Source organism: Chryseobacterium sp. C2(2020), assembly GCF_014218915.1.
Classification (GTDB): Bacteria; Bacteroidota; Bacteroidia; order Flavobacteriales; family Weeksellaceae; genus Chryseobacterium; species Chryseobacterium mucoviscidosis.
In genome coordinates this window covers 13,827-37,199 of record NZ_JACLCT010000004.1, presented here as the reverse complement: position 1 = coordinate 37,199, position 23,373 = coordinate 13,827, and the positions used below count along the sequence as shown (strand labels likewise).

Here is a 23,373-nt window from a genome sequence, read left to right as displayed (position 1 = left end):
GTTAAGAACAAAAAGTATGAACAAATGGAAAGGTAAATCTAAAGGGACGATTCTGGGCTATAAAATTTTCGTCTGGTGCATTAGAAATATCGGGATCAGGAGTTCATATGTGGTGCTTTACTTTGTTGCGTTCTATTATTTTTTGTTCGAAAAAAACAGCAACAGATACTACCGTTATTATTTTTCAGAAAGGCTGAAATATGGCTTCTGGAAAACAAAACTTTCTCTGTTTAAAAGCTATTTCACTTTCGGAACCGTTCTTATTGATAAAACTGCTATTTCAGCAGGATTGCGTAACAAATACACCTACGAATTCGATGGAATTCAAAACCTCAGAAACCTTTTAGCCGAAAAAAAAGGCGGCGTTCTCATCAGTGCGCACATCGGGAATTTTGAAATTGCCGAACATTTCTTTGCCGATATCGATTTCGACTGTCAGATCAACTTAGTAACAACAGATCAGGAAGTTACAGTTATTAAAGAATACCTTGAAAGTGTTTCCGTAAAAGCGAGTAGCATTAAATTCATCTACGTGAAAGAAGATATGTCCCATATTTTCGACATCAATGAAGCCTTGTCTAAAAATGAGCTCATTTGCTTTACCGGAGACCGATATTTCGAAGGCTCAAAGTTTTTAGAAGGCGAATTACTGGGGAAAACAGCGAAATTTCCTGCAGGACCTTTTCTCATTGCTTCCAGATTAGGCGTTCCGGTCGTATATGTGTATGTGATGAAAGAAAAAAATCTGCATTATCACTTGTACGCAAGAGTTGCCGAAAACGTCAAAAAACGAGATGCACAGGGACTTTTGAACTCTTACACCCAAAATCTCGAATCCATGATCAAAAAATATCCGCTTCAATGGTTCAATTATTTTGATTTTTGGGACGATATTAATTAAATTTCCTACTTTTACCTTCAGAAAACTAATATTTAACTCAAACATGATTGAGAAATTTAAAATAAAGTCCTGAGTTTCCTTTTATCTTTGCTGAGTGTTAACGCCTTTGCCTCAATTTTATGATTGATTCATTGGATTCGGCGAAACTTCGTTTTGCGAACTTAAAAACAGGAAGTGATTAAAAAAATATTTGTGGACTTTGCGTTTTAAATTTCAAAATCATTAAAGACACTTTCCTCCTTGAAAAAAACGTTCGACATACTCGTAATCGGCAGCGGATTGGGCGGTCTTGTTTCAGCGCTTGTTCTGGCGAAGGAAGGCTTGAAGGTGTGCGTTCTCGAGAAAAACAATCAGTACGGTGGAAATTTACAGACCTTTTCCCGCGACAAACTCATCTTCGATACCGGAGTTCACTATTTAGGAGGACTTTCCAAAGGGCAGAATCTTCATCAGTATTTTTCCTATCTGGGAATTATGGATGAACTTCAGCTTCATAAGATGGACGAGAACGGCTACGACAAAATCACTTTCGGAGACGATGAAACCGAATATCCTCACGCACAAGGCTACAGAAATTTTGTTGAACAGCTATCAAAATACTTTCCAGAAGAAAGAGATAATTTAGAAGACTATTGTGAAGAAATTCAGAGAGTTTGCAGCCAGTTTCCCAGATACAATCTGGTGGGAAAAGACAATTACAATGAAGAAATTCTTCACTTAAATACCAAAAGATTTATTGAATCTTTAACCTCAAATAAAAAGCTGCAGTCCGTTTTGTTGGGTTCTAATTTTTTATATGCAGGAGATTCTGAAAACGTTCCGTTTTACGTTCATGCTCTCACCGTAAATTCTTATATTCAAAGTGCTTACAAATGCATAAAAGGAGGAAGCCAGATTTCAAAACTGATGATTCGCAGGCTTCGTGAATATGGAGCAGAAGTACACAAACATGCTGAAGTTTCCGAATTTATTTTTAATGAAAACAATATTTTATCCGGAGTAAAAACTTCAGGAGGAAAAGAATATTTTGCAAAAAAATTCATCTCAAATATTGAAATTCGCACAACCCTGAAACTTCTTGGTGAAGAAAGGCTTAAAAAATCATTTGTCAACAGAATTGTAAGCTGGGAACCGGTTCCGTCATGTTTCAGTGTTTATCTCGTGATGAAACCGCAGTCTTTTCAGAATTTCAATTATAATATTTACCATTTTGCCAATGAGGAAATGGTCTGGAATGCCCATCGTTATCAAAAAGAAAAATGGCCCGAAATGTATATGCTTTCTTCCACAGAATCCAAACAAAATCCCGGTTTTGCAGAAAGTCTCACCGCCATTTCCTACATGAATTTTCAGGAAGTGGAAGAGTGGAAGGAAACCGTCAATACCGTTGTAGACAAATATGAAAGAGGAGCATTGTATGAAAAATTCAAGCTGGAAAAAGCTGAAAAAATGATCGATGCTTTAGAAAAGAAGTTTCCTGATTTAAGAAAATCGATTAAGTGTTTTTACACTTCTTCACCGTTGTCTTATCGCGATTATATCGGAAGTTTTAACGGAAATATGTACGGTTACATGAAAAGTTCCGAAAATCCTCTGAAAACCATGGTTTCTCCACGCACGAAAATCGACAATCTCTTTCTTACCGGACAGTCTGTCAATATGCACGGAATTTTGGGCTGTACGATCGGCGCATTTAATACCTGCGCAGAAATTCTCGGAAAAGAGCTGATTGATGAAAGATTAACACAACTGATTAATAAAAATAAAGGTGAAAAATAGCGAAAATGATAAGCCGTTTATTGTCATCCGGAACGAAATGAAATGGAGTGAAGAATCTAAATTGTTTTTTTTGAGATTCTTCCTTCGTCAGAATGACAAGATTCAATGTTTTCGAAATAGCGGATCTATAATCTTAATTTTTCTCAGTCTAAACCTTTGCCTTTTCCTCACATCTTGCGGAATAAGAAAATCCATCAAATATATTCCCGATGTAAAACAATACTCGCTTGATGTTCCGAAGGTTAATAAAATTAACGATTCAACTTTCAGTTTCAATCAGAATTATTTAACAAAAAATAAGCAGCAGATCTGGGAATTGTATATTCAAGGAAATCCTCTCCAATTAGGTTATAATAACGGAGCTTTAACCCAAAATCTGATGCAGAAACAGGAAGAAATTTTCTTTTCCAAAATTGAAGGATTTGTCCCGTCTAAGTTTAAGCAAAACTTACTGAGAGGTTTCCTGAAATGGTACAACCGGAAAATGTATCTTAACATAAGGGAGGATTTTCAGGCAGAAATCTACGGCATGTCTCAATATTCTTCGGACAAATATAATTTCATCGCGCCAAAGTTTCTGCGAAGTATGTATTTGCACGGAGCGCACGACATTGGTCATGCCATGCAGGATTTAATGATGGTGGGATGTACTTCTCTTGCGGTCTGGAATGAAAATACAGAAGACGGAGATCTGCTCATCGGAAGAAATTTCGACTTTTACGTGGGAGATGATTTTGCTAAAAATAAGGTCATAGAGTTCGTTCAGCCGGAAGAAGGAATTCCTTATCTTTCTGTGACATGGGCAGGAATGATCGGCGTAGTTTCAGGGATGAACAAAGAAGGAATTACGGTTACCATTAACGCTGGAAAATCTAAAATTCCACTGACTGCAAAAACACCGATTTCTCTGGTGACAAGGGAAATTTTACAATATGCCAGAACCATTGATGAAGCAATTGCCATTGCCAAAAAGAGAAAAGTCTTCGTTTCGGAATCTATTCTGGTCGGAAGTGCGAATGATAAAAATGCGGTGATTATTGAAGTTTCTCCCAATAATTTAGGGGTGTATAAAGTGGAAAACACAAGCCGTGTTTTTTGCACCAATCATTTCCAGTCGGAGGCTTATAAAAATGATAAAAGGAATCAGAAACATATTGCGGAAAGCCATTCAGAATACCGTTATGAAAAACTGAAGGAACTTTTAGAAGAAAATAAAAAGCTCAATCCCGAAAAAATGGCTGCGATTTTAAGAGACAAATCCGGCTTGAAAGGAGAGAAGATAGGATTTGGAAACGAAAAAGCAATCAATCAGCTTTTGGCGCATCACGCCGTGATCTTTTCACCTCAGAAAAAACTGGTGTGGGTTTCTGCAAATCCTTATCAGTTGGGAGAATTTGTCTGTTATGATCTGAATGAAATTTTTTCGGATAAAAGATTAAAAAGCGGCGAGTTTGCGAAATCTGAATTGAATATTCCAAAAGATCCTTTCCTAGACTCTCCGGAATTTAAAAATTACGAACGGTACAAAATGATGAGTGAAGAAGTGGAAAAGGGAATTGAAGGAGATGTTTTACTCACCGAAGATTTTCTGCCCCATTATCAGTCTTTAAATCCGGATTTCTGGCTTGTTTATTATCATGCCGGGAAATATTATTATAGTCAGAAAGAATATGCAAAAGCAAAAACAGAATTCGAAAAGGCTTTAACCAAAGAAATTACCACGGTTCCGGATAGAGAAAATGTGGAGAAATATCTGAGAAAGACAGTGAAAAAACTGAAATAAGGAATTTAGTTTTTATCAGGACTTATTTTATTCAGGAAAAGAAAAGTTGCTACCCCTAAAATTGCAGAGGCTGAAGTTGCTAGAATAAAACTTCCGATAACGTACTGCAGCAGATTATTTTTTACCAGATCGAAGTTCAGTTCCTGACTAAAAATATTGCTGTCTCCATGAACAAAAGGAGAACCCAAAAACAGCGAAGCGGCAATAATGAAGGGAATAAAAGGCGGTAAACTTACATTGGATGCAAAAAAGGCAAGCACTTTATTCAGCTTGAATAGTACAGAAAGAGAAATAACAATCAGCGTATGAAATCCCCAGAATGGAGAAAAGCCCACAAAAACGCCCAGAGCAATAGAAAAAGCTTTAATCCTGTTGCTTCCGTCACTTTCAAGAACATCTTCTTTTATGAATCTTTTAATGCTTTTTTTTTTGAAATTATTCACGAAGTTTCGCGGAATAATATAAAGTAAAGTAATGGTAACCAGAATGGTATTCAGGATACTGATCCTCGTAAAATCTTTAAAAGGTCTGAAGTGAGAAACTCTTTCCGCAGGATCGTAAAGCACCTTCACCGGAACATTTTTTACCGGAACGTGTCTCCACGCAGTTCTTACAATAATTTCAATTTCAAATTCAAACTTTGGCGTAAAATATTTCTTGGGAATTTTGTGTAAAGGATATAATCGATAACCGGATTGTGTGTCTTCAAGCTTGATTCCGGTTTCAAACCAGAACCAGAAATTAGAGAAGCGGTTTCCGAAACTGCTTTTCTTGGGAATTCCGTCCTGAGACATATTTCGGTTCCCAATCAATAAAACATCTTCCTTTTCATTTAGCAAAGCCTCCACAAAAACAGGAATATCATCCGGATAATGCTGTCCGTCGGAATCAATCGTGATCGCATAATCGTAGCCCAGTTCTTTAGCCTTTCTGAAACCGATTTTTAAACCATTTCCTTTTCCTTTATTCTCCGGTAAATCAATAACTTCGATCTGAGAATAACTTCTTAAAATTTCTCTCGTAGAATCCGTAGAACCGTCATTTACAACAATAATGTCTTCCGTATAATCCAGAACACCGTCGACTACCCTTTTCAGAGTTTTTTCATTGTTATAAGTAGGAATTAAAACACAAATTTTCTTTTCAGAGATTGCATTTCGTACTTCAGAAAGATTCATGTAAATGGCTGATTAATAGTTTTTTATTTAAAATTTGCCTTTTCAGTCTCCGTCATGGTTTTAGACTGTGCTGCAAATTTTTTAATATAACTTTTTAAAGCAGAATTCTGTTTGCTGTAATTATTGATGAGAAATACCTTATCATCTTTAAGGCTTCCTCTGTAACCTACAATTTTCGGAATGTTTTCCTGAACACTCATGCGGATCAGTCTTAATTCAGCATTATTCGGATTGCTTTTAATAACCGCTTCAAGATTGGTTGCTCCGGATTTTACCAAAGCTTTTCGGTTATTTTTGGAAATTTTTGCCTCCATAATCTGCGCCGCCGCTTTATATCCCTGAATTGCCGCATCCGATCCCGAAGTTTTTTCGGCTAAACTGATGAACGCTTCTGTATTGGCATTAGAGCTGCTTGCTTTGGTGTAACTTTCTCTCAGAGATTCAAGACCCGACTGAAAAAAAAGCATAAAAGCGGTGATAAGTGAAAATAATACTTTCATTATGTCAATTTTTGATAATTTACCGACATTTTTAATGCAATAGTCTCGCCAAAAGAAGTCGTGTTCTTTACCTTTACATCTCCTTCATTCTCAGTAATATCGAGCTGAATTTTAAGATCCGGCGTTTCAAAAGGATTGATGATTGCCATAAACTTTACATTCGATGCCGTTTTTAAAAATAATGAAGATCCGGTAAATTCTTCCGTAAGTTCCTTCACGATCTGCATCATACAAACTCCCGGTGTTACAGGATTTCCCGGAAAATGTCCCTTAAAAATATCGTGATCTTTATTCAGGGAAATCTGCGCGGTGAAACTTCCGCTTTCTGTTTTTTCGTAGGATTGTAACGTATAAAAGTCTGTAAGTATTGTCTGCATGATGTATTCTGTTTCAGTTGTTTGAAATCTTTTTCTGAATTTTAAAATTTCAAAAAATTTAATATTTAAACCTTCGCGAAGATATGTTTTTTTGAAAGGAAAAGAAAATGGTTTTGGTCATCAACATCAATTCTATTTCTTAAAATGGAACGTGTAATAACCACCAATCTGAAAAACCATATTTGAATTGGAAAACAGGAAGGAGGAATTTTCGTGACCCAGCATTGATGCAAAACCTTTTTTAATTCTTACTTCAACCCCCAGATTTTTAAAAATATCATAACCAAGACCTCCCGAAAAACCAAGATCGAGTCCGGAATTGTTTTCGCCGACAGCCAAATCCAGAAACGGACCGGCAAAAACACTGAAATTTTTGATATAAATTTTGTTTGTAAGCTGTACTCCGATAAAATTGTAATGCAGTCTTTTTTCCGGAAAAACTCCGTTTTCTGTAGTGTACTGTAAATTGGTTCCCTGTCTGGAATAGTTAACTTCCGGTTGCAAAGCATAACGTTCTGTAAATCTAATGTTTCCCTGTAATCCAAAGTAGAAATCGGTTACCGTTTTCAGACTTGTATGAAGTACTTTTTCCGGGTTTTCATCTTCATGGAGATAAAAGGTTTCATTACTTCGGTTGGTAAGATTGGCAAAATTTACTCCCGCTCTTATTCCGGGATTGAAAGTAACCTGAGCTGATAAAAATCCGGAGATCAGAATCAGCAAGGCAAAAATCTTTGTTTTCATGTAAGGTTATTGGTTTTCGGTGATCTGGAATAGTTTTATATTGATTTTAAAATCTTTATGTTGTAAATTAAGACTGTCTGCAAACGTATTTTTCTTTGCATCAAATGTAAAATCGATCTTTTCCTTCTTGTTTTTCGTGTAAATGATTTGTTTTAACAGATTATTTTCTTTGCTGAAGAACAAATAATACCCCTTCTTATCCATTTTAGAAAGGTAAATCTTAGAATTTTCGTTTTCAAAACTTTCTGTTACCGGATATTTCTGCTTCAGAAGCTGCTGAAAATCATTCCTCAAAAAATTAATTACGATTTTCTTATCCAGATCAGGAAGAACATAATTCAGCTTGAAATCATCTTCAGAAATCTCAAAATCAATCAGTTTATTCCCAAAATCAGAAGTCAGAACCACACGATGGGTCGTTTCGCTGATTTTTTTGATAATTAAAATTCCGCTCACATGATTTTTATAAATATCCATCTGACATTTATACACATAATCTTCGCTGGATGAAAAGTATAAGTTCTCAACCGTTTTTTCAGAAGACGGAATCGGTTTTACATCAGTTAGCGTGTACGTTTTACACGATGTAAACAGAATGAAAATCAGGCTATAAGCTAAATTCCGAAGCTGCAACAGGCGCATTGATCTTGGTGTTTTTAAAAACAATATTCGTGGTGTCTCCCGAAGCTTCCGTCATATTAACCTGTGAAACCGTAGATTGATTTTTAGGAAAATGCAGCTCGATCTGCTTGATATATTTTAAAAGCTGAGCCGATTTCGGAGTGAATTTAGCAATGTTTGAAGTCGCATTCTTCAGGTAAGAAACAGAGAATTCCGGATCGTTGAACAACTGTCCGTTTGAACTTCCGACAATTAATTTGTTGATTTTTTCAAACGTTTTGCTTTTTGCATCCACTGAAGATTTTTTACCCTGATCATTAATCAATATTTTGTTGTCTTTAAAAACAATGCTGTATTGATAGGGTTTTGTGTACTTCCAACTCAGCATATTCGGTGTTTTCAGAGACATTTTTCCGTAGGTGACAATGTTTTTATCCAAAAAATCCATTTTTTTGGTTTGGATAAAATCTGCCTGTAATGTTTTTATTTCCTTGGTTTCCGAAGAAACTTTAGTTACAAATGCTTTCGCTTCCGCTCCCGACATCACCGTGTTTTGAGCAAAGACAAAAGTCGAAATTAATAAAAAAGTGCTTAAAGCTATATTTTTAATCATTGTTTAACGTCTTTAAATTTAACCACATGGATGACAAGGGTTTCACAAAGGACACTATTAAAGAATATTTATTAATAATTCCTGTCTTCCTGGTGAAATCCTTTTGGACTTAGTGGCTTTCAAACTTATCAATTGTAAAAGTTGAATAATTTTTCTGCTTCAAAAATACTAATAAATCCTCCAAAACATTGTACGTTTTTTGTGAAGTATCATGAAGAAGTACAATACTTCCTTTTTTTAAATTTTTCGTTACTTTCTGGTAGATTTTTTTTTCATCTTCTGTCATCGTATCAAGAGAACGGACGTTCCATCCGATGCTTTTTTTGCCGGTTTTTTTGATGGCTTTGGCGATATTCGGATTAGTAACTCCGAAAGGCGGTCTGTAAAAATTGGTTTTTAGATTTCCAATTTTAAGCATCACTTCATCACATTTTTCAATTTCTTCCGTCATTTTTGATGTCGATAAAAAACCAGTGTTGTTGGAGTGCGATAAAGTATGATTTCCAACGGTATGACCTTCCGCAATGATTCGTTGAAAAGTTTCAGGATATTTTTCAATCTGTTTTCCGATACAGAAAAAGGTTGCTTTTACCTCGTTTTCTTTTAAAAGATCTAAAAATTTGGGAGTGAATTCAGTCGGACCGTCATCAAAAGTCAGCGCCACTTCTCTGATTTTCGTTCTTTTATGGGTAATGCTGTTGACAAAATATCCCAGTTCAATATCGAAAGAACCCCAGATTACAAGCGCAGAAAACAGCAAAAAACAGAACAGATACACCCAAAAACTTCCGTGAAATGCGAAAATAATAACGTTGCAGAAAAGATAAAATAAGATAAATAGATAATGTTTCATCTTTATTGTCTTTAAATTTTGGGTTTAAAATATTCACAATCTGTATCCATGCTGTCATTCTGAATGAAGCTAAGCGGAAGGAAGAATCTCAAATTAATATTCTTAATGTTTACGCTAAAATAAACCATTAAGTTTTAGTTTAGAAGTTAAGATTATTAAGAGATTTCTCCTTCGTCGAAATGGTAATTATGCTGTTTTTCTTTGCTAAATAGAATACTCCTGCAAACGGAGCCTATTTTCAATCAAACCTTACAGGTTTCAAAAACCTGTGAGGTTTTAGTTTTAAGCTTTCCCCAACGAAACCAAGCTGTGTTTATTTCCTCTTCAATACTTGTAAAGCAAGATTTGTTCTACTTTATTTTTTAAGTTCCAAACCTCACAGGTTTTTAAAACCTGTGAGGTTTTAATTTTTAAGCCTTTCCTAACAAAACCAGACTGTGATCATTTCCTCCTAAATGATTGTAAAGCAGAACATTTTTAATTTCTTCTTTTTTTAGGTCATTAATCATCATCACTTCCGGAATCTCTTGATTTTTAAGAATATGACAAGCCATAAACGTCGAAAAACCACTCGCCGTATTAAATTCACCACTCAAATGTTTATAATACAGCAAAGCCGAATTGTCAAACAGATGCATTGCATTTTTGTAATAAACATCCGATTTTACATCTCCACTGAAACCTAAAATAACCGCATCGATATCTTTATTCGTCAAATTATTTTTAGCTAAAAAATCTTCAATAAACTGCTGAGTTTCTTCTAAATCTAATTTGTTTGTGATCTGAATATCCGTTAATTGAGCGTAAGAGCTTTCTGTTTTATCTTTTCCTAAAACGAAAAAACTGGCACCTTCTCCCCAAATGACGCCTTCTGTTTCAGAATTCAGAAAATCAACGGGAAGATTTTCTTCTTTTTTAATGGTTTTATTTAATTGGTACAGTTCCATCACTCTTTCCGTCTGTTCGTCTGTGGAACCGACCAGAACGTTTTCAGCTTCACCGTCATTGATTTGTAATTTTCCGTCTAAAAACGAAAATTCCAGAGATGAAGAAGTGTTTACATACGTGAAATTGTACGCGTGGCATTGCAAACCCAAAGCGATTTGTCCTGCAACTGTATTGTGAGTAGACTGAATAAAATAAGTCGGAGTCAGAAACTCTTCATGATTATCCAGCACATTTTTCAGAAACTTTTCCGAATCCTGAGAACAGCCCATTCCGGTTCCTGTGATGATCGCATCTGGATTTTCAATTCCTGCTTCTTTTAAAGCATATTGAGAAGCTACGGAACTCATTTTTACCGTTTTAGACATTCTTCGGATCATTGCCGGAGGAATGAATTCTTTGTAAACAGGTTCAATAGCTTTTAAAACCTGAACTGAATTTTCAGGTTTAAGATTCCGGAAAAAATTTTCGTTTAAAGTGTCCTGAGCTGAAATACAGGCTGCGCTGTTGATGTAAACGGCACTCATGATTTTGAGAAAATTAGAGTTGAACAATTTCCTCCAAAACCAAACGAATTGGAAAGAACGTGATTGATGTTTTTCTCTTTAAGCTCCGTTACAGGCGTTAAATCAAACTCTGCCATTTTTGTTTTAAAGTTCAGATTCGGGAAAATGATATTATTTTGAATCGCCAAAAGAGAATAGATGGCTTCAATTCCAGCCGCAGCAGCCAGCGTATGACCTGTAAATGCTTTTGTAGAACTGAATTCCGGAACGTTATTTACCCCGAAAATTCGGATCATCGCAATTCCCTCAGATAAATCGTTATTTGGCGTTGCTGTTCCGTGAACGTTGATATAATCGATGTTTTCTTTATCTAAGCCCGAAACTTTTAATGCTTTTTCCATCGCTAAATAAGCTCCCTGTCCGTTTTCCGAAGAAGCAGTTTGGTGATGCGCATCATTGGCATTTCCGTACCCTGAAAGATAACCCAGAACTTTTTTATTTTCTTTTTTTACCACATCATCAGATTCTAAAACGATGAAAGCGGCAGCTTCACCCAGATTCAGACCTTTTCTGTCGTTATCGAAAGGCGTGTTGTAAGAATCCGTAAGAATCATCAACGTATTGAAACCGTTCAAAGTAAATTTTGAAAGAGAATCTGTTCCGCCGACAATTACACGGTCTAGAACACCGTTTTTAATCAGTTTTGCGCCCATCATAATGGCGTTTGCCGCCGATGAGCAAGCTGTACTGATGGTGGAAACCATACCTTTTAATCCAAGATAATCAGCGATTAACAAAGACGAATTTCCCGCATCGTGAGAGTCAATGTATTTTTGCTTTTCAGGAAAGTCTTCATAGGAGTAGAAATATTTTTCGGTAACATCCATTCCGCCAACGCTGGTCGAAGAAATCAGTCCCGTTTTATATTCATTGATATCCGAAATTCCGGCACTTTCCACAGCTTCTTTTGACGCCATCATTCCCAACAGAGCGGTTCTCGTTGCATGATGATCTTCTTTGAGCTGAAGTTTTGCGGCAAGTTCTTCATTAGACAATTTGATTTCGCCAGTTTTGATATTTCCTTTATGGCGTGTTTCAAACAAAGTAATGTCCGAAATCCCGTGCTTTCCGGAAGTCAGCGAACTCAGATTTTCCTCCACATTGTTTCCAATGGCGGAAATGATGCCCATTCCTGTTATGGCAATTTTTTGACCCATCTTTTAATAATGTACCAATGTATCAGTTTAACAGTATAACAGTATAACAATATTGGTACATTGCTAAATTGATACATTGTTAGATTGAATTATTTTGTTCTGTTTTCTTCGATGAATTTTGCCATGGTTTCGATGGACGTAAAAATCTCCTTTCCTTTTTTCGGATCGGCTAATTTTATTCCGTATTCTTTATCCAAAAGAACGATAAGCTCCAGAGCATCAATAGAATCCAAACCAAGACCTCCTCCAAATAAAGGATCTGTGTCTTTAATTTCTTCTACTGCAACGTCTTCTAAATTAAGAACTTCTACGATTTTGTGTTTTAATTCTTCTCTTAAGTTTTCCATAAAATTAATTTGAAAATATGTTAATGAGACAATTTGAAAATGTATTAACTAATTGTTATGCTTTATTGATATGTTCAAATCAGCACATTTTCAAATTATCAAATTTATAATGTCAGCAAATATACAAAAGCTTTGTAACTTTCCTGATATAGTTCTACCCAGCCGCACAATACTTTATCTGCCTTTCCGGAGTGTAAAAGCTGTGCTGAATAATTGTTTAAAAATTCTTCATCCAATTCATCCAAAACAAAAAAAGCATTTTCGGTCTGCATTTTGTGTCTGATGCTGATTTCACCTACGCAGATATTCGGTAAAGTATACACAAAAACCGCGGGACTCGGAAAGTAATTTTCCTGAGAATTGATGCTTTCCTGATATTTGAAATCTGTGTCTAAACTTGATGATCTGTTCGCAAAAACCAATGCGGTTCTGCTTTGGTCTTCATCCTTGAGAATAATTTCAGAAGCAAGAAAAGCGAGTTTGCTTAAATGATCCATTTTATGAAATTTCGGATAATTCAGCGCTAAACTTTTATAAGCTTCTTTCGCAAAGTCTGAGAAGTTTTCAGTAGGGGTTTCAAAAATAACCTCGTTGTTGAGGACTATTTTTGAATTTTCTATGGTGCAGATGTCTGTTTTCTTCATGAGTAAGTTTCAAAAAGATTAGGGCTTTTTTGTTGGATTTTGATGGGTGTTGAAAACAGATAGTATAATGATTTTGTTATCAATAATATCAAAAATTATGAGGTAAGGAAATATCTGTACAAATGCTTCTCTGTAATTTTTTTTAATCTCGAAATGTTTTGGGTGGTCTTGAATTCTAACAAAGTATTTGTTTAGTTGCTTCATGAATTTTTCGCCCAAGCCTTTTTGTGCATTTTCATAATAAATATAGGCTTCAAGAATTTCTAAACTTGCTTCTTCCTGTATAATTAATTCATAAATCATTTTAAAGCAGATTTAGCTTTTTCCTGAACTTCCTCCCAAGTGTAAGATTTGCTTTCCCCTTTTATATATTTTTCTCTTCTTTCATTTATTACATCATAGTGTGAGTCTGGAACAGAATAATTATCTTCCTCTTCTTCAGCATCAATAATTCCTTTGAAAATGCGTAAAATTCTTTCATCGGCAATATCGATGAAATCGTGAATTCTTTTTCTGATGTCTACGGTGGAGTCCATTTTTAAAACTTTAATTTTATAAAATTACAAAATTATTTTCAGCATTTTTCCAAAACAATCGCGGCATTGCATCCTCCAAAACCGGAAGCTGTTTTCAGAATATATTTAATTTCTGCAGATTGGTTTTCTCTGATAATATTTAAAGGTTGGGAAGTTCCTGTTTCGTTAAAGTTTTTAGACGGAATTAAAGTTTTATTCAAGGCACTTTCCATGGAAATGATACTTTCCAACAATCCCGATGCGCCCAAACAGTGCCCGTAATAAGCTTTTAAACTGTTCAGATGGGTATTTTGCAAATTCATTCTGTTGAAAGCGATGGCTTCCATTTCGTCATTGTATATCGTCGCCGTTCCGTGTGCGGAGATGAAGTCTATTTTTTCTGCTGAAAGCTGAGCTTCTGTCATTGCGTTGTTGATGCTTGCAAATAATCCGTCTCCCGTTCTCGAAGGTCCGGAAATATGGTTTGCATCGTTAATTGCAGAGTCTCCCAGAATTTTAAAACTAAAGTTTTCGTTCTCATCTCGTTTTGAAGTAATGTAAACCGCCGCTGCCGCTTCGCCGATATTGATTCCGTCACGGTTTTTATCGTAAGGTTTGCAAATCTCGGTTCCAATTGCCTGAAAAGAATTAAAACCTGAAATCACAAATTCTGAAATTTCATCTCCGGCAATAACAAAAGCATCTTTATATTTTCCTGCCTGAATCATATTTTTAGCTACACCAATTGCCATGACTCCCGAAACACAGGCGTTAGAAACAACAATGGGCTTTGTTTGAAACCCGAAAAAATTAGCTATTTTTTGTGCTAAACTGGAAAGAAAAACGCTTTCCGGTAATGTTTCCTGATTTTTTAATAAGCTGATATTTCCTTTCGTGGTAGATAAAATAAAAGCGGTTTCCCCTGAGATTGAGTGTCTTTCAACCAATGGTTTTAAACTCAGCAAAAACATTTTTTCAAGTCTTGTGAAGCTCACGTTGTCATTGGCTAAACGCCGAATCTCCGATTTCTGAGGGGAGTCGAAGAATCTATTGAATTCGTTATCTAATTTCTCAGAATCAATCATCGAAGCATAAAAAGGCTCTTGATTTTCGATGATTTTATGTAAACCTACGCCGGATTTTCCTTCAACAAGAGCATTCCAGTTTGAAGAAACGTCAAAACCTAAAGGCGTGACGCAGTTATAATCTGTAATATAAACTTCTTTCTTCATCAGAGTCCCATTTTATCTTTCCATGCCTGAAAAAACTCAGGATTATACAAGCATAAATTGTTATCGGAATCCAGAAAAACCTGAATGGTTTCCCCTGAACAGACCAATTTATCTTCTTCGTTGAAAAGCTCATATTTATAGATCAATTTTGCCGAAGTTGAATTGACGAAAGTCGTTACAATTCTGAAGGTTTCGCCATATTTTAAAGGCAGAAAATGTTCGCAGGTGCTTTTTACAATCGGCGTTACAAATCCCGCTTTCTGAATATCAAGATACGTTAAACCATGCTGTCTTCCGAAAGCTTCTCTTCCGTCTTCAAAATAAACGATGTAATGTCCGTGCCACACAATTCCCAACGGATCTGTTTCGTTGAATCTTACACGAACTTCCTCTGTACAGCTTAATATATTTTGACTTTTAGCCATTTTTCTATTTGAAACATTAAGATTTTATTTTAAGAAGTTAAGCGATATAAGCTTCATGTCCTTAAATAAAATCAATCTATTGATTTCTTAATTATAGTTTAAATTCTTAAATCTTCTTAATAGTTAAAATTATTTAGAAATAAACAAAGTTCATTTAGTTTAAGAAAATTAAGATTAAAAATATCTTTTATAATTAATGTCAGTATTTACACTGCATTCTGTTTTCTTTCATAAAATAATGAAATTGCGACCATTGCTATATAAAATAGAAAAAGGAAAATGATTTCTTTCGCAATTCCAACAATTCCGCTGTTTCTTAAAATAATATCATAATAAGCATTTAATCCCCAGTTCATCGGAGAGAATTTGGCGATGGTCTGCATAAATTCAGGCATTAAAAATACGGGAACCCAGATTCCGCCGACTGCTGCTAAAACCACCACCGAAGTCGCACCAAACGGAGCCGACTGTTCCTGCGTATTGGCAACCGTTCCTAAAAGTACACCAAATCCGATGGCTGCCAAACCTGCAAAAATGGTCACGACAATAAGCGGAAACATTTTTCCGGTAACGTCAAATTGCGGAAGATCCATGTATGGGAAAAGATAAATTCCCACAGCAACCATCAGTAAAAACTGGATGACACAGATAATGAGATACGTAAAGGTTTTTCCTAAGATATGAACGAAATACGGAGTCGGGCTGATTCTCGCTCTTACACTTGTTCCCAGACTTTTTTCTTTAACCAGATTAATAGACAGAGGAACCACAATAAAGAATATCGCAAACAGCGCCCAAGCCGGAACGTTATGCTGAACGGAATTCGGCATGATGTCTGTTTTTCCTTTTTTCGGAGTGATTTCCTTAAAACTGATTAAATTTTTAGTTTTTCCGAGATCTTCCGTAGTTCCCAACTGATCCTGAAAGGCTTTGTAGATCTTTTTGTTCTCAATTTCAAAAACCATTTTGTTCACAGCGGTCATCACATTGTTTTTGAACCCGATATTGGTTGCCGGATCAAAATATAGATGAATATCATCAGATTTAACGGGACTTTCCTTCACAGATGTAGAGTCATTTTCAAGTCCAAATGAACTGACGATGGCCTGAACTTTAGATTCTACATTGGAATTGATATTCTTCGTTAAATTTTTCGGAATAACAATCGCCATCTGATAATCTCCTCCGAAAACTGCTTTTTCGGCAGATTCTTCGGTGAAATTGGTAAGAAGCTCGAAGGTTTTACCATTTTCGAACTCTTTTTTGATGTTTTGTGAAATCTCAGATTTGTCGTTATCAATAAAAATGATCGGAATTTTCGTGCCTTCCAGATTTTTAAAGGTAGAATCCTGAATTAAAGTAATGGTGATAATCAACAGCAAAGGCATCACAAAAATGATGACAATTCCTCCGATATCTCTTTTCAGCAAAAGAATCTCCTTGATGAAACTCCGCCACAATTTATACAACAACATCTCGTAATTCTTTTCCGGTTAATGATATAAAAACGTCTTCTAAATTTTCTGCATTGGAAACCTTACTGATTAATTCTTCAGGTGTTCCCACAGCATGGATTTTCCCATGATCGATGATGGCAATTTTGGTACAGAATTCTTCCGCTTCCGAAAGGTGATGGGAAGTGTAGATGATGCACGTTCCTTTTTTATTTAAATCCAAAAGATAATCGATAATCGCTTTTTTAGACTGAACATCCACACCAACGGTCGGTTCATCCAGAAATAAAACTTTCGGGTTATGAAGGGTGCCTGCAATCAGATTACAGCGGCGCTTCATTCCTCCGGAAAACTGTTCCACTTTTTTGTCTGCAAATTTCGACAAACCCATGATTTCCAGAGATTCAGTGATCGAATTCTTTAAATTTTTGTGACTCAACCCGTAAAGACTTCCGAAAAACATTAAATTTTCTCTTGCCGTTAAAGTTGGATATAAAGCATATTCCTGCGGAACGATCCCGATGATTTGTCTCAGTTTGAACCCGTTCTTCTGTGGTGAAAGTCCGTCAATTGTAAAATGTCCGGAAGTCGGTTTTATCAATCCGGAAAGCATGGAAATCAACGTTGTCTTTCCGGCTCCGTTAGGTCCGAGAATTCCGTAGATTTCGTTTTTGGCAATACTCAGCGAAATATCGTTTACAGAAAAGTCTTCTGCATTTTTATATTTTTTGTAGAGATTTTTTATTTCTATGAAATGTTCCACGTTATATTGCTTTTCTCAGTTTTTTATAAAAAGCTTCTTCCAGATCGGCAATGTGAAGCATTGATTTTGATAATTGGTTATAAATATCGCTTTTGGAGTTCCTGTTTTTGTACACTCTTGCAATATCCACCGCGAAATCTCTCCAAAGATCACCGATCGCCGTGATTTCTTTGGAAAGTTCTCGTAATTCGTCATTTTTAAGAATAACAGAGGCTTCCTGTAAAAATGCACCGTAAATAAATCTGAATCCGCCGCCGCCGGTTCCGATTTCTTCCTGCATTCTGATCAGTTGTCCCAGATAATGATTGGTGGTTTTTGTACCTTTTTTGGCTGCCCATTTCGGAATGCTTCTTGCGACCCATCTCATGGCTTTTACCCCGATAATAGGAACCGGAGCCAACATATTTTTACAGGTATCTTTTATTCCTTTTTTGATCGCCTCTTCCAGATTTACATGATCCGGAATGTGAGTAGGGTAGTACATATGACCTTTCGGCGGAAGTGCTCCTTTGGCGTATCTCACTTTTTCAAGTTCGGCTTCAGTAAGGGTTGTGGTGTAATCCATCACGGGATCGCTGATTAGGAATTTTCCGTCTTCTTTTCCGTAAACCACGAGATTGTGAGCGTTAAAATGGAATTTATATTCTTCGGGAAAATAAGTAAGGTTAAAAACGCCTACCTGCAAACCTGTCGGAATATTATTATTGAGGTTTCTTTCTAATGCTTTTTGTGCTTCGGCAGGATTGGAGAATTTTTCTCTTTTGATCTTAATTCCAAGTCTTTTTGCGGCTTTGCTGAAAATGGCTCCAGGCATCGGACGATAGCTGAAACCCGGTGCGAAATTAACTTTCAGGAAAGGTAAATACACGAAAAATAATCCGGAACCGATTCCGAAGATCATAGGCTCGCTGAGCTTCAGTCCTTTATTCAATAATAAATTGGAGGCAACACCGTTTTCGCAATGGGCAGTCTGGTGATGTTCAAAATTAAGTTCCATTCGTTTCTTGTCTTTTTATCGCGGGAAATGCTTGATTTTCATATTGTAGAGTTTCTCTTTCCGTCAAAATAACAGTCGGAGGAATTTTCTCTTTTAATCAATTGTCTACCCTTTGAAATTTTTTAGTTCATCCACCGAAATACCGAAAGCATCAGCATATTTTTTCAGTACGGAATCGCTTAGTGTTTTAAATATTTTTGGTTTTCCGTGTCTTTTTACACGCCACTGCCACATTCCGACATAGGCTGCAAGAACCTGCATATCCATTTTATTCAGCTCCATGAAATAAAAAATGGGGCTTGCTGTATTGTTGGCAACATTTTGTCTTGCTTCTTCAATTCTTTCATTAATCAAAGCCAAAGATTCGTCCAAAGCAGCTTTTTTAGCTTCCCAGCCAATACTGTTTGCAGTGGTGTAGTTGTTATTTTCATCTGTAACGTACAAAACCTCAGTCATATTCGCTGACTTTAAGTTGCTTTCGTCTTGTGGAAGGTCTTGTTTTTTCATCTGAAATTAATATTGAAAGATGGTTTAAATAGTTCGCTAAGATAATAAAAATGTGCAACATAGTATCATTTGTTTTTAGAGGGTCTTATAGGTGTTTATTGTTTATAAATCACCCCAAATCGTTATTTCTCTGTTTTATTTTCGAGCTTACATTTGTTATGATCTTTAAGAAATAATAACCATAAAATCTATATCATGATAAAAAAACATTTTTTAAAAGAAATTGAAATTTCAGGAACACAGTCAAGAGGAGCTGAAAATTCCTCAAAAGAAGTATCGAAGATACAAAGCTGGCTTAATCTTTACGCTTTTTTAAATCCTTCAAAAGGAACTTCAACCGGGATTGATGGTGATTTCGGACCGGCTACAGAAAAAGCGGTGAAGAATTACCAAAAGGCAAACGGACTTACTGAAAATGGAATTGTAACCCAGGAGCTTTTCCGGAAAATGGCAGATCCTATGATTAAAGCTTTTACCCAGCCTGTTGAGGGAACAGGATTAAGGGAATTGGTCGTGAATGCCGCAAAACAGCATCTTGTTGCCGGAGCACGGGAACTTACCATAAAAGGGGAAGGAAACAGAGGTCCTTGGGTAAGAGCTTATATGGATGGGAGCGAGGGAAAGGATCAGCTTTGGTGTATGGGATTTGTGCAGACGATTTTAGATCAGGCAACAAGTCAGATAGGAGGCAGTTTTACCAATATTGTGAAAAGAAGCTTCAGTTGCGATACGGTAGCTGGTGAAGCGCAGAAAAGAGACAATTTTATTGATTATACTTTGGTTAGAAATCGTGTATATCATGTTCGGCCGGGCGATATTTTTCTTTTGCAGAGCAGTACAAACAGCCACGACTGGATTCATACAGGAATTGTTGTTGAAAGTAACGGAGATGTTTTTGAAACCATCGAAGGAAATACCAATGCAGACGGAAGTGAAAACGGCTATGGCGTATTGCGGAGAACCAGAAATTTTATGAAATCTAAACTGGATATCATCAGAATTGATTAATCAGGAGAGGGATTAAAAACAAAGAAGCTGATCTTTTGGAACAGCTTCTTTGTTTATTTATGATTTCACTTCCTGAATAAATAGAGTAATTTCCGCTCTTATCAGCAGTTCATCATCATTGAATGTCTCACAAAAAATCTGACAGATATTTTCAAACTGCGAAACCAGTGAGGCTTTTGAAATAATTTTGTTGCCGACTTTGGGCAAAGTAAATATTTCAATTTTTTTTATGTTGGTAATGAAGCCAATTACTTTTGTTTCTGTTTCCGGATTTTCAAAAAAGCTTTGTCCTAAAATTGAGGAGCAGGTTTGAGCTGCATTTTCTATGAGTCCAGCTTCAACGAATACATTATCGTGAGCAAAAATATTGTCTTCTTTTATTTCAAAGGAAGTAATCACTTTTTCTTTCGTCAATTCCAGAATATAATCTGTCATCAGCATCGGTTCGCGATGCGGGAGAAAGTTGTGGATATTGATGATGTTTTCTTCCTTAATTTTCATTGGAATTTCAATTTTATTTTATCAGACCTCATAGGTTTCAAAAACCTATGAGGTCTATCTAAGTATAATTACATTACAACCGTTTTCATTTGAGATTTTGCAATAACCTCATCGTTCAGCTTGGTTACAATATCGACTAAAGTTACGCCCATCATTTCATTGATGATGGAAACTTCGGAAGTCAAGGTATCGCCCAATTTAGGTAAAGTATAGGCTTCAAAGGTTTTTATGGCTCCGATATATCCTGTAGGAGCTTCTTTTCCTAAAATGTAAAATTTATAACCGGTGTGTAAAGCTACACTCTGCGCCTGATGTTCTATCAAACCTGAAGCCTGAAAAATTCCGTTCTGAACAAAAATATTGTCTTCTTTAATTTCAAAACCTGAAATCAGGTGGCTATCGGAATATTCTGAAATGCTGTTCACCATGACGAAAGGAAATCTTTGCGGAATTAAGCTTTCCACAAAGTCCTGATCGGAGGTTGGTAATCTGTTTTCCATTAGCAAACCGTTAGCAAAGCACAGGAATAAGCAAATCTTCCGCTTTCAGGAACACAAAGCAATACTTTTTCTCCTTTTTTCAGCTTTCCGGAATTCATTAATTCTTCTAAAGCGATGAAGATAGAACCTGCTCCGATGTTTCCTACTTCAGAAAGGTTGTAATACCATTTTTCCCAAGGGAAATCCAGTCCTACATTGGCAAATTCTTCTTTAAGTCCTTCTTTAAAGTATCCTGAAGAAATATGCGCCAAAACATGGTCGACTGATTCCGGATCAAGTTCATGCTTATCAAAAGATGATCTTAAACTTTCGGCACCTTTTACCAGAATATATTTATCTAAAATTTTCGTGTCCTGTTTCAATGCAAAAATAGACTGTTTCAACCATTCGTCAGACGGATAATCTGCCCATGATTTCAGGCTTCCGTCTTCCTGCTTTTCGCATCCTGCGTACATACAGGCTTCGATCTCGTGTGCGTAAGAATAGAAATCAATCCATTCTACTTTAAGATTCGTAGCGTTTTCTCTCGGTTTATTTTCAAGTAAAAAAGCGCCTGCTCCGTCGGAAAGCATCCATCTTAAAAATTCTCTTTTGAAAGCGATGATGGGTCTTTCTTCCAGTAAAGCCAGATTTTCTGCTTCATGGTTGAATTTATCCGCCGTCATCCATGCCGACATTCTCTCGGAACCTGCGCAGACTGCCTGATCCTGAACTCCTGCTTTTACAGAAAGAAATCCGTAATTCAGGGCATTCATTCCCGAGTTACAAAGTCCTGTTGCAGTATTTATTTCGATAGATTTCCCGATGTTCAGTTCACCGTGCACCATGGATGCGTGAGAAGGCTGGATCTGATCCGGAGAAGTAGTTCCCACAGACAATAGTTTCATGTCTTCCTTTTTGAAGTTTTCATCAAAAAGTCCTTCAATGGCTTTGGCTGTTATCTGAGCATTGGTATGTGTAGGATTTCCTTCTTTATCTAACGCGTAGTATCTTGTCGTAATTTTGTTATTTCTTAAAATAAGAGCTTTCGCTTTAGATTTTGCACCGTTTATATAACCAAGATACGTTTCCATTTCATCATTAGAAACCGGCTCATTGGGTAGGTATTTTGATGCTTTTGTTATAAATACGTCGTACATTCTATTTTAAATTAATTCCTTGTAAATATTCTCTTTGTTTCTTTCTTTTAAACCAGAAAACAGGTGTTGTTAATAAGTGTAAAACCAATACGATAGGTGAAATGATCCATATCGCAGCCATCAAATATACCTTAAAGAATTTAATAAGCAATGGTCGTTTTTCTTTTTTCTTCATGATGAGGTTTGACCAGATGGTGAAAATTTTGTTTCCCACTTTCTCTACTCTTACCAGAAAAGCGCGGATTTCCACGGCTCCGTTTTTCACCAGATCAGGCTGTAAAGTATCCAGATCATTATTGCTGAAATGTTTTTCAATAATTTCCCCGTATTTTACAGAACCTTTTATTTCTTCATCCGAAACTCCGGCGGCAGGAAGAATTCCCGATTTTTCCTTTTTTCCGGTGGTCATCCAGCGAAGAATCGTAAGAACACTGGTGTAATTGTCGTGTCGGTCTACCAAAGCGATGTTTCCTACTAATTTCGCATTCAGTTTTTTTAAATATACTTTCAGTTTTTCCTGAGAATACATCCACATATTTCTTGTCGCCGAAACGGTAACAACCGGAGTGTCTTTCAGGATATTTTCCGCAAAACCACTTTTCAGGAATGAAATGATCGGGATGGACGGTGTTAAATACCAAACCTGATAACCAAAGATAATCAAATCAAACTTTTTGTTAACCACTTCTTCCGGCGGCGGCAGAATTTCACTCGGGATTTGCAGGTAAGATTCCGGGAAAGTATTGAAGAATACATCATTCGGCCACGGAAAAGGGAAGTCTTTCTTCAGCGTAATGTTGTAGTACGTAACATTGTACTTATCCTTTTTGGCTTCAAAAGGTCGGGCAATGTTTTTTACAATATCGGTAAGCTGTCCGGTTTGTGAATAATATATAACGAGTATCTCTTTTTGCATGGGTTATCCTTAATCGTTTACAAAAATATGCTTTTCATATTTATTTTTCAGAACGAAATACTTTTAAAGCTTCAGAACTGAATTTCAGTGTATAATTATTATTTTCCGGTAACGTATTTTTCACATTCAGGAAAATAACAGTTTCTGGAAGATCTGTTAAAGTATCTGCTTTGAAACTTTCGTCCGAAACCAGAAGAACGTCAATCTTTTTATCAATTTCTGTGCTGTTTTTTAGGTATCTAATTTTTCTTTTTTTAACCAAATAAATCTGTTCGGCGATTTCCCTTTTTTCTTCATCTTTCATTAAGCTGAAGATTCTTCGGCTCGCCTGCTGAAGCGTGAGTAAAACATCTTTCTGCCCGAAATCATCTGCAATGTGCAGAATATTGGCACCTTTCGGAAGGTGTT

The 23,373-nt window shown here is 36.2% G+C and carries 28 protein-coding genes; 4 read left to right on the top strand and 24 right to left on the bottom strand.

Translation table 11 applies throughout. From position 1 onward, the window contains the following. Positions 1 to 16 precede the first annotated feature (16 nt). The 3 genes from H6W52_RS03565 to H6W52_RS03555 all read left to right on the top strand — a co-directional run bounded on the left by H6W52_RS03565 (position 17) and on the right by H6W52_RS03555 (position 4,463). Positions 17 to 901 carry a lipid A biosynthesis acyltransferase gene (locus H6W52_RS03565; protein WP_116096786.1) on the top strand — a complete coding sequence of 295 codons (885 nt, stop codon included), beginning with the start codon at positions 17 to 19 and terminating at the stop codon, positions 899 to 901. Between the two features lie 240 nt (positions 902 to 1,141). Beyond that, positions 1,142 to 2,680, top strand: a complete 1,539-nt coding sequence (locus H6W52_RS03560; protein ID WP_116096788.1) for a phytoene desaturase family protein — start codon at positions 1,142 to 1,144, stop codon at positions 2,678 to 2,680. Next, positions 2,670 to 4,463 carry a C45 family autoproteolytic acyltransferase/hydolase gene (locus H6W52_RS03555; RefSeq protein ID WP_241277890.1) on the top strand — a complete coding sequence of 598 codons (1,794 nt, stop codon included), beginning with the start codon at positions 2,670 to 2,672 and terminating at the stop codon, positions 4,461 to 4,463. The genes H6W52_RS03560 and H6W52_RS03555 overlap by 11 nt, the downstream gene beginning before the upstream one ends. 5 nt (positions 4,464 to 4,468) lie before the next feature. Here H6W52_RS03555 and H6W52_RS03550 read toward each other — a convergent pair whose 3' ends face one another. From H6W52_RS03550 to H6W52_RS03460, 19 genes are all read right to left on the bottom strand, one after another. Next, complete coding sequence (locus H6W52_RS03550) at positions 4,469 to 5,641, bottom strand: DUF2062 domain-containing protein (RefSeq protein WP_116096790.1); 1,173 nt, start codon at positions 5,639 to 5,641, stop codon at positions 4,469 to 4,471. Between the two features lie 23 nt (positions 5,642 to 5,664). Next, the gene (locus H6W52_RS03545; RefSeq protein ID WP_116096792.1) at positions 5,665 to 6,141 is read right to left on the bottom strand and encodes a hypothetical protein; all 477 of its coding nucleotides are present in this window, start codon (positions 6,139 to 6,141) and stop codon (positions 5,665 to 5,667) included. Continuing rightward, positions 6,141 to 6,518: a 3-hydroxyacyl-ACP dehydratase gene (locus H6W52_RS03540; RefSeq protein WP_087708343.1), complete on the bottom strand. Its 378-nt coding sequence runs from the start codon at positions 6,516 to 6,518 to the stop codon at positions 6,141 to 6,143. The genes H6W52_RS03545 and H6W52_RS03540 overlap by 1 nt, the downstream gene beginning before the upstream one ends. 132 nt (positions 6,519 to 6,650) lie before the next feature. Then, entirely contained in the window at positions 6,651 to 7,262 is a 612-nt protein-coding gene (locus tag H6W52_RS03535; protein WP_116096794.1) for an outer membrane beta-barrel protein, read from the bottom strand. Positions 7,263 to 7,268: 6 nt separating this feature from the next. Further along, entirely contained in the window at positions 7,269 to 7,904 is a 636-nt protein-coding gene (locus tag H6W52_RS03530) for a hypothetical protein (RefSeq protein WP_116096796.1), read from the bottom strand. Next, on the bottom strand, positions 7,870 to 8,496 hold the full coding sequence (locus H6W52_RS03525) for a LolA family protein (protein ID WP_116096798.1): 627 nt from the start codon (positions 8,494 to 8,496) through the stop codon (positions 7,870 to 7,872). The genes H6W52_RS03530 and H6W52_RS03525 overlap by 35 nt, the downstream gene beginning before the upstream one ends. A gap of 109 nt (positions 8,497 to 8,605) precedes the next feature. After that, positions 8,606 to 9,349, bottom strand: a complete 744-nt coding sequence (locus H6W52_RS03520) for a polysaccharide deacetylase family protein (protein WP_185216466.1) — start codon at positions 9,347 to 9,349, stop codon at positions 8,606 to 8,608. A 410-nt stretch (positions 9,350 to 9,759) separates the two neighbouring features. Beyond that, on the bottom strand, positions 9,760 to 10,821 hold the full coding sequence (locus H6W52_RS03515; protein ID WP_116099693.1) for a beta-ketoacyl synthase N-terminal-like domain-containing protein: 1,062 nt from the start codon (positions 10,819 to 10,821) through the stop codon (positions 9,760 to 9,762). After that, on the bottom strand, positions 10,818 to 12,017 hold the full coding sequence (locus H6W52_RS03510) for a beta-ketoacyl-[acyl-carrier-protein] synthase family protein (protein WP_116099692.1): 1,200 nt from the start codon (positions 12,015 to 12,017) through the stop codon (positions 10,818 to 10,820). The genes H6W52_RS03515 and H6W52_RS03510 overlap by 4 nt, the downstream gene beginning before the upstream one ends. Before the next feature lie 89 nt (positions 12,018 to 12,106). Further along, positions 12,107 to 12,364 (bottom strand): phosphopantetheine-binding protein, encoded by a 258-nt coding sequence (locus H6W52_RS03505; RefSeq protein ID WP_116099687.1) that lies wholly within the window; start codon positions 12,362 to 12,364, stop codon positions 12,107 to 12,109. Between the two features lie 104 nt (positions 12,365 to 12,468). Then, complete coding sequence (locus H6W52_RS03500) at positions 12,469 to 13,008, bottom strand: 3-oxoacyl-ACP synthase (RefSeq protein ID WP_116099686.1); 540 nt, start codon at positions 13,006 to 13,008, stop codon at positions 12,469 to 12,471. An 18-nt stretch (positions 13,009 to 13,026) separates the two neighbouring features. Continuing rightward, positions 13,027 to 13,311, bottom strand: coding sequence for a type II toxin-antitoxin system RelE/ParE family toxin (locus tag H6W52_RS03495; RefSeq protein ID WP_116099685.1), 285 nt, complete (start codon positions 13,309 to 13,311; stop codon positions 13,027 to 13,029). Beyond that, a complete protein-coding gene (locus H6W52_RS03490; protein ID WP_116099684.1) occupies positions 13,308 to 13,544 on the bottom strand; it encodes an addiction module family protein in 237 nt (78 codons plus the stop codon). The genes H6W52_RS03495 and H6W52_RS03490 overlap by 4 nt, the downstream gene beginning before the upstream one ends. 38 nt (positions 13,545 to 13,582) lie before the next feature. Beyond that, the gene (locus tag H6W52_RS03485; protein ID WP_116099683.1) at positions 13,583 to 14,755 is read right to left on the bottom strand and encodes a beta-ketoacyl synthase N-terminal-like domain-containing protein; all 1,173 of its coding nucleotides are present in this window, start codon (positions 14,753 to 14,755) and stop codon (positions 13,583 to 13,585) included. Beyond that, positions 14,755 to 15,180, bottom strand: a complete 426-nt coding sequence (locus H6W52_RS03480; protein ID WP_116099682.1) for an acyl-CoA thioesterase — start codon at positions 15,178 to 15,180, stop codon at positions 14,755 to 14,757. The genes H6W52_RS03485 and H6W52_RS03480 overlap by 1 nt, the downstream gene beginning before the upstream one ends. Before the next feature lie 206 nt (positions 15,181 to 15,386). Continuing rightward, positions 15,387 to 16,655: an ABC transporter permease gene (locus tag H6W52_RS03475; RefSeq protein ID WP_116099681.1), complete on the bottom strand. Its 1,269-nt coding sequence runs from the start codon at positions 16,653 to 16,655 to the stop codon at positions 15,387 to 15,389. Next, a complete protein-coding gene (locus H6W52_RS03470; RefSeq protein WP_116099680.1) occupies positions 16,642 to 17,397 on the bottom strand; it encodes an ABC transporter ATP-binding protein in 756 nt (251 codons plus the stop codon). Before H6W52_RS03470 ends, H6W52_RS03475 begins: the two co-directional genes overlap by 14 nt. Before the next feature lies 1 nt (position 17,398). After that, complete coding sequence (locus H6W52_RS03465; protein ID WP_116099679.1) at positions 17,399 to 18,394, bottom strand: BtrH N-terminal domain-containing protein; 996 nt, start codon at positions 18,392 to 18,394, stop codon at positions 17,399 to 17,401. Between the two features lie 105 nt (positions 18,395 to 18,499). Continuing rightward, positions 18,500 to 18,901 carry a hypothetical protein gene (locus H6W52_RS03460; RefSeq protein ID WP_116099678.1) on the bottom strand — a complete coding sequence of 134 codons (402 nt, stop codon included), beginning with the start codon at positions 18,899 to 18,901 and terminating at the stop codon, positions 18,500 to 18,502. A gap of 195 nt (positions 18,902 to 19,096) precedes the next feature. Here H6W52_RS03460 and H6W52_RS03455 point away from each other — a divergent pair, with 195 nt between their 5' ends. Further along, complete coding sequence (locus tag H6W52_RS03455; protein ID WP_116099677.1) at positions 19,097 to 19,909, top strand: peptidoglycan-binding domain-containing protein; 813 nt, start codon at positions 19,097 to 19,099, stop codon at positions 19,907 to 19,909. 57 nt (positions 19,910 to 19,966) lie between these two features. Here the strand turns inward: H6W52_RS03455 and H6W52_RS03450 are convergent, their stop codons facing one another. The 5 genes from H6W52_RS03450 to H6W52_RS21155 form a co-directional block, all read right to left on the bottom strand. Next, positions 19,967 to 20,410: an ABC transporter permease gene (locus H6W52_RS03450; RefSeq protein WP_116099676.1), complete on the bottom strand. Its 444-nt coding sequence runs from the start codon at positions 20,408 to 20,410 to the stop codon at positions 19,967 to 19,969. A gap of 68 nt (positions 20,411 to 20,478) precedes the next feature. After that, positions 20,479 to 20,910, bottom strand: a complete 432-nt coding sequence (locus H6W52_RS03445; RefSeq protein ID WP_116099675.1) for a hypothetical protein — start codon at positions 20,908 to 20,910, stop codon at positions 20,479 to 20,481. Further along, positions 20,910 to 22,049 (bottom strand): beta-ketoacyl-ACP synthase III, encoded by a 1,140-nt coding sequence (locus H6W52_RS03440; RefSeq protein ID WP_116099674.1) that lies wholly within the window; start codon positions 22,047 to 22,049, stop codon positions 20,910 to 20,912. Before H6W52_RS03440 ends, H6W52_RS03445 begins: the two co-directional genes overlap by 1 nt. Position 22,050: 1 nt before the next feature. After that, on the bottom strand, positions 22,051 to 22,965 hold the full coding sequence (locus H6W52_RS03435) for a hypothetical protein (RefSeq protein WP_116099673.1): 915 nt from the start codon (positions 22,963 to 22,965) through the stop codon (positions 22,051 to 22,053). 40 nt (positions 22,966 to 23,005) lie between these two features. Continuing rightward, complete coding sequence (locus H6W52_RS21155; RefSeq protein WP_228457518.1) at positions 23,006 to 23,269, bottom strand: hypothetical protein; 264 nt, start codon at positions 23,267 to 23,269, stop codon at positions 23,006 to 23,008. Between the last annotated feature and the right edge of the window lie 104 nt (positions 23,270 to 23,373).

Coding starts and splice junctions, on each gene's coding strand:
- H6W52_RS03435 (WP_116099673.1), bottom strand. CDS start 22,965: ATGCAAAAAGAGATACTCGTTATATATTATTCACAAACCGGACAGCTT.
- H6W52_RS03465 (WP_116099679.1), bottom strand. CDS start 18,394: ATGGAACTTAATTTTGAACATCACCAGACTGCCCATTGCGAAAACGGT.
- H6W52_RS03500 (WP_116099686.1), bottom strand. CDS start 13,008: ATGAAGAAAACAGACATCTGCACCATAGAAAATTCAAAAATAGTCCTC.
- H6W52_RS03450 (WP_116099676.1), bottom strand. CDS start 20,410: ATGAAAATTAAGGAAGAAAACATCATCAATATCCACAACTTTCTCCCG.
- H6W52_RS03460 (WP_116099678.1), bottom strand. CDS start 18,901: ATGAAAAAACAAGACCTTCCACAAGACGAAAGCAACTTAAAGTCAGCG.
- H6W52_RS03515 (WP_116099693.1), bottom strand. CDS start 10,821: ATGAGTGCCGTTTACATCAACAGCGCAGCCTGTATTTCAGCTCAGGAC.
- H6W52_RS03455 (WP_116099677.1), top strand. CDS start 19,097: ATGATAAAAAAACATTTTTTAAAAGAAATTGAAATTTCAGGAACACAG.
- H6W52_RS03520 (WP_185216466.1), bottom strand. CDS start 9,349: ATGAAACATTATCTATTTATCTTATTTTATCTTTTCTGCAACGTTATT.
- H6W52_RS03495 (WP_116099685.1), bottom strand. CDS start 13,311: ATGATTTATGAATTAATTATACAGGAAGAAGCAAGTTTAGAAATTCTT.
- H6W52_RS03510 (WP_116099692.1), bottom strand. CDS start 12,017: ATGGGTCAAAAAATTGCCATAACAGGAATGGGCATCATTTCCGCCATT.
- H6W52_RS03480 (WP_116099682.1), bottom strand. CDS start 15,180: ATGGCTAAAAGTCAAAATATATTAAGCTGTACAGAGGAAGTTCGTGTA.
- H6W52_RS03485 (WP_116099683.1), bottom strand. CDS start 14,755: ATGAAGAAAGAAGTTTATATTACAGATTATAACTGCGTCACGCCTTTA.
- H6W52_RS03490 (WP_116099684.1), bottom strand. CDS start 13,544: ATGGACTCCACCGTAGACATCAGAAAAAGAATTCACGATTTCATCGAT.
- H6W52_RS03475 (WP_116099681.1), bottom strand. CDS start 16,655: ATGTTGTTGTATAAATTGTGGCGGAGTTTCATCAAGGAGATTCTTTTG.
- H6W52_RS03445 (WP_116099675.1), bottom strand. CDS start 20,910: ATGGAAAACAGATTACCAACCTCCGATCAGGACTTTGTGGAAAGCTTA.
- H6W52_RS03565 (WP_116096786.1), top strand. CDS start 17: ATGAACAAATGGAAAGGTAAATCTAAAGGGACGATTCTGGGCTATAAA.
- H6W52_RS03505 (WP_116099687.1), bottom strand. CDS start 12,364: ATGGAAAACTTAAGAGAAGAATTAAAACACAAAATCGTAGAAGTTCTT.
- H6W52_RS03540 (WP_087708343.1), bottom strand. CDS start 6,518: ATGCAGACAATACTTACAGACTTTTATACGTTACAATCCTACGAAAAA.
- H6W52_RS03525 (WP_116096798.1), bottom strand. CDS start 8,496: ATGATTAAAAATATAGCTTTAAGCACTTTTTTATTAATTTCGACTTTT.
- H6W52_RS03550 (WP_116096790.1), bottom strand. CDS start 5,641: ATGAATCTTTCTGAAGTACGAAATGCAATCTCTGAAAAGAAAATTTGT.
- H6W52_RS03440 (WP_116099674.1), bottom strand. CDS start 22,049: ATGTACGACGTATTTATAACAAAAGCATCAAAATACCTACCCAATGAG.
- H6W52_RS03545 (WP_116096792.1), bottom strand. CDS start 6,141: ATGAAAGTATTATTTTCACTTATCACCGCTTTTATGCTTTTTTTTCAG.
- H6W52_RS03535 (WP_116096794.1), bottom strand. CDS start 7,262: ATGAAAACAAAGATTTTTGCCTTGCTGATTCTGATCTCCGGATTTTTA.
- H6W52_RS21155 (WP_228457518.1), bottom strand. CDS start 23,269: ATGAAAGATGAAGAAAAAAGGGAAATCGCCGAACAGATTTATTTGGTT.
- H6W52_RS03530 (WP_116096796.1), bottom strand. CDS start 7,904: ATGCGCCTGTTGCAGCTTCGGAATTTAGCTTATAGCCTGATTTTCATT.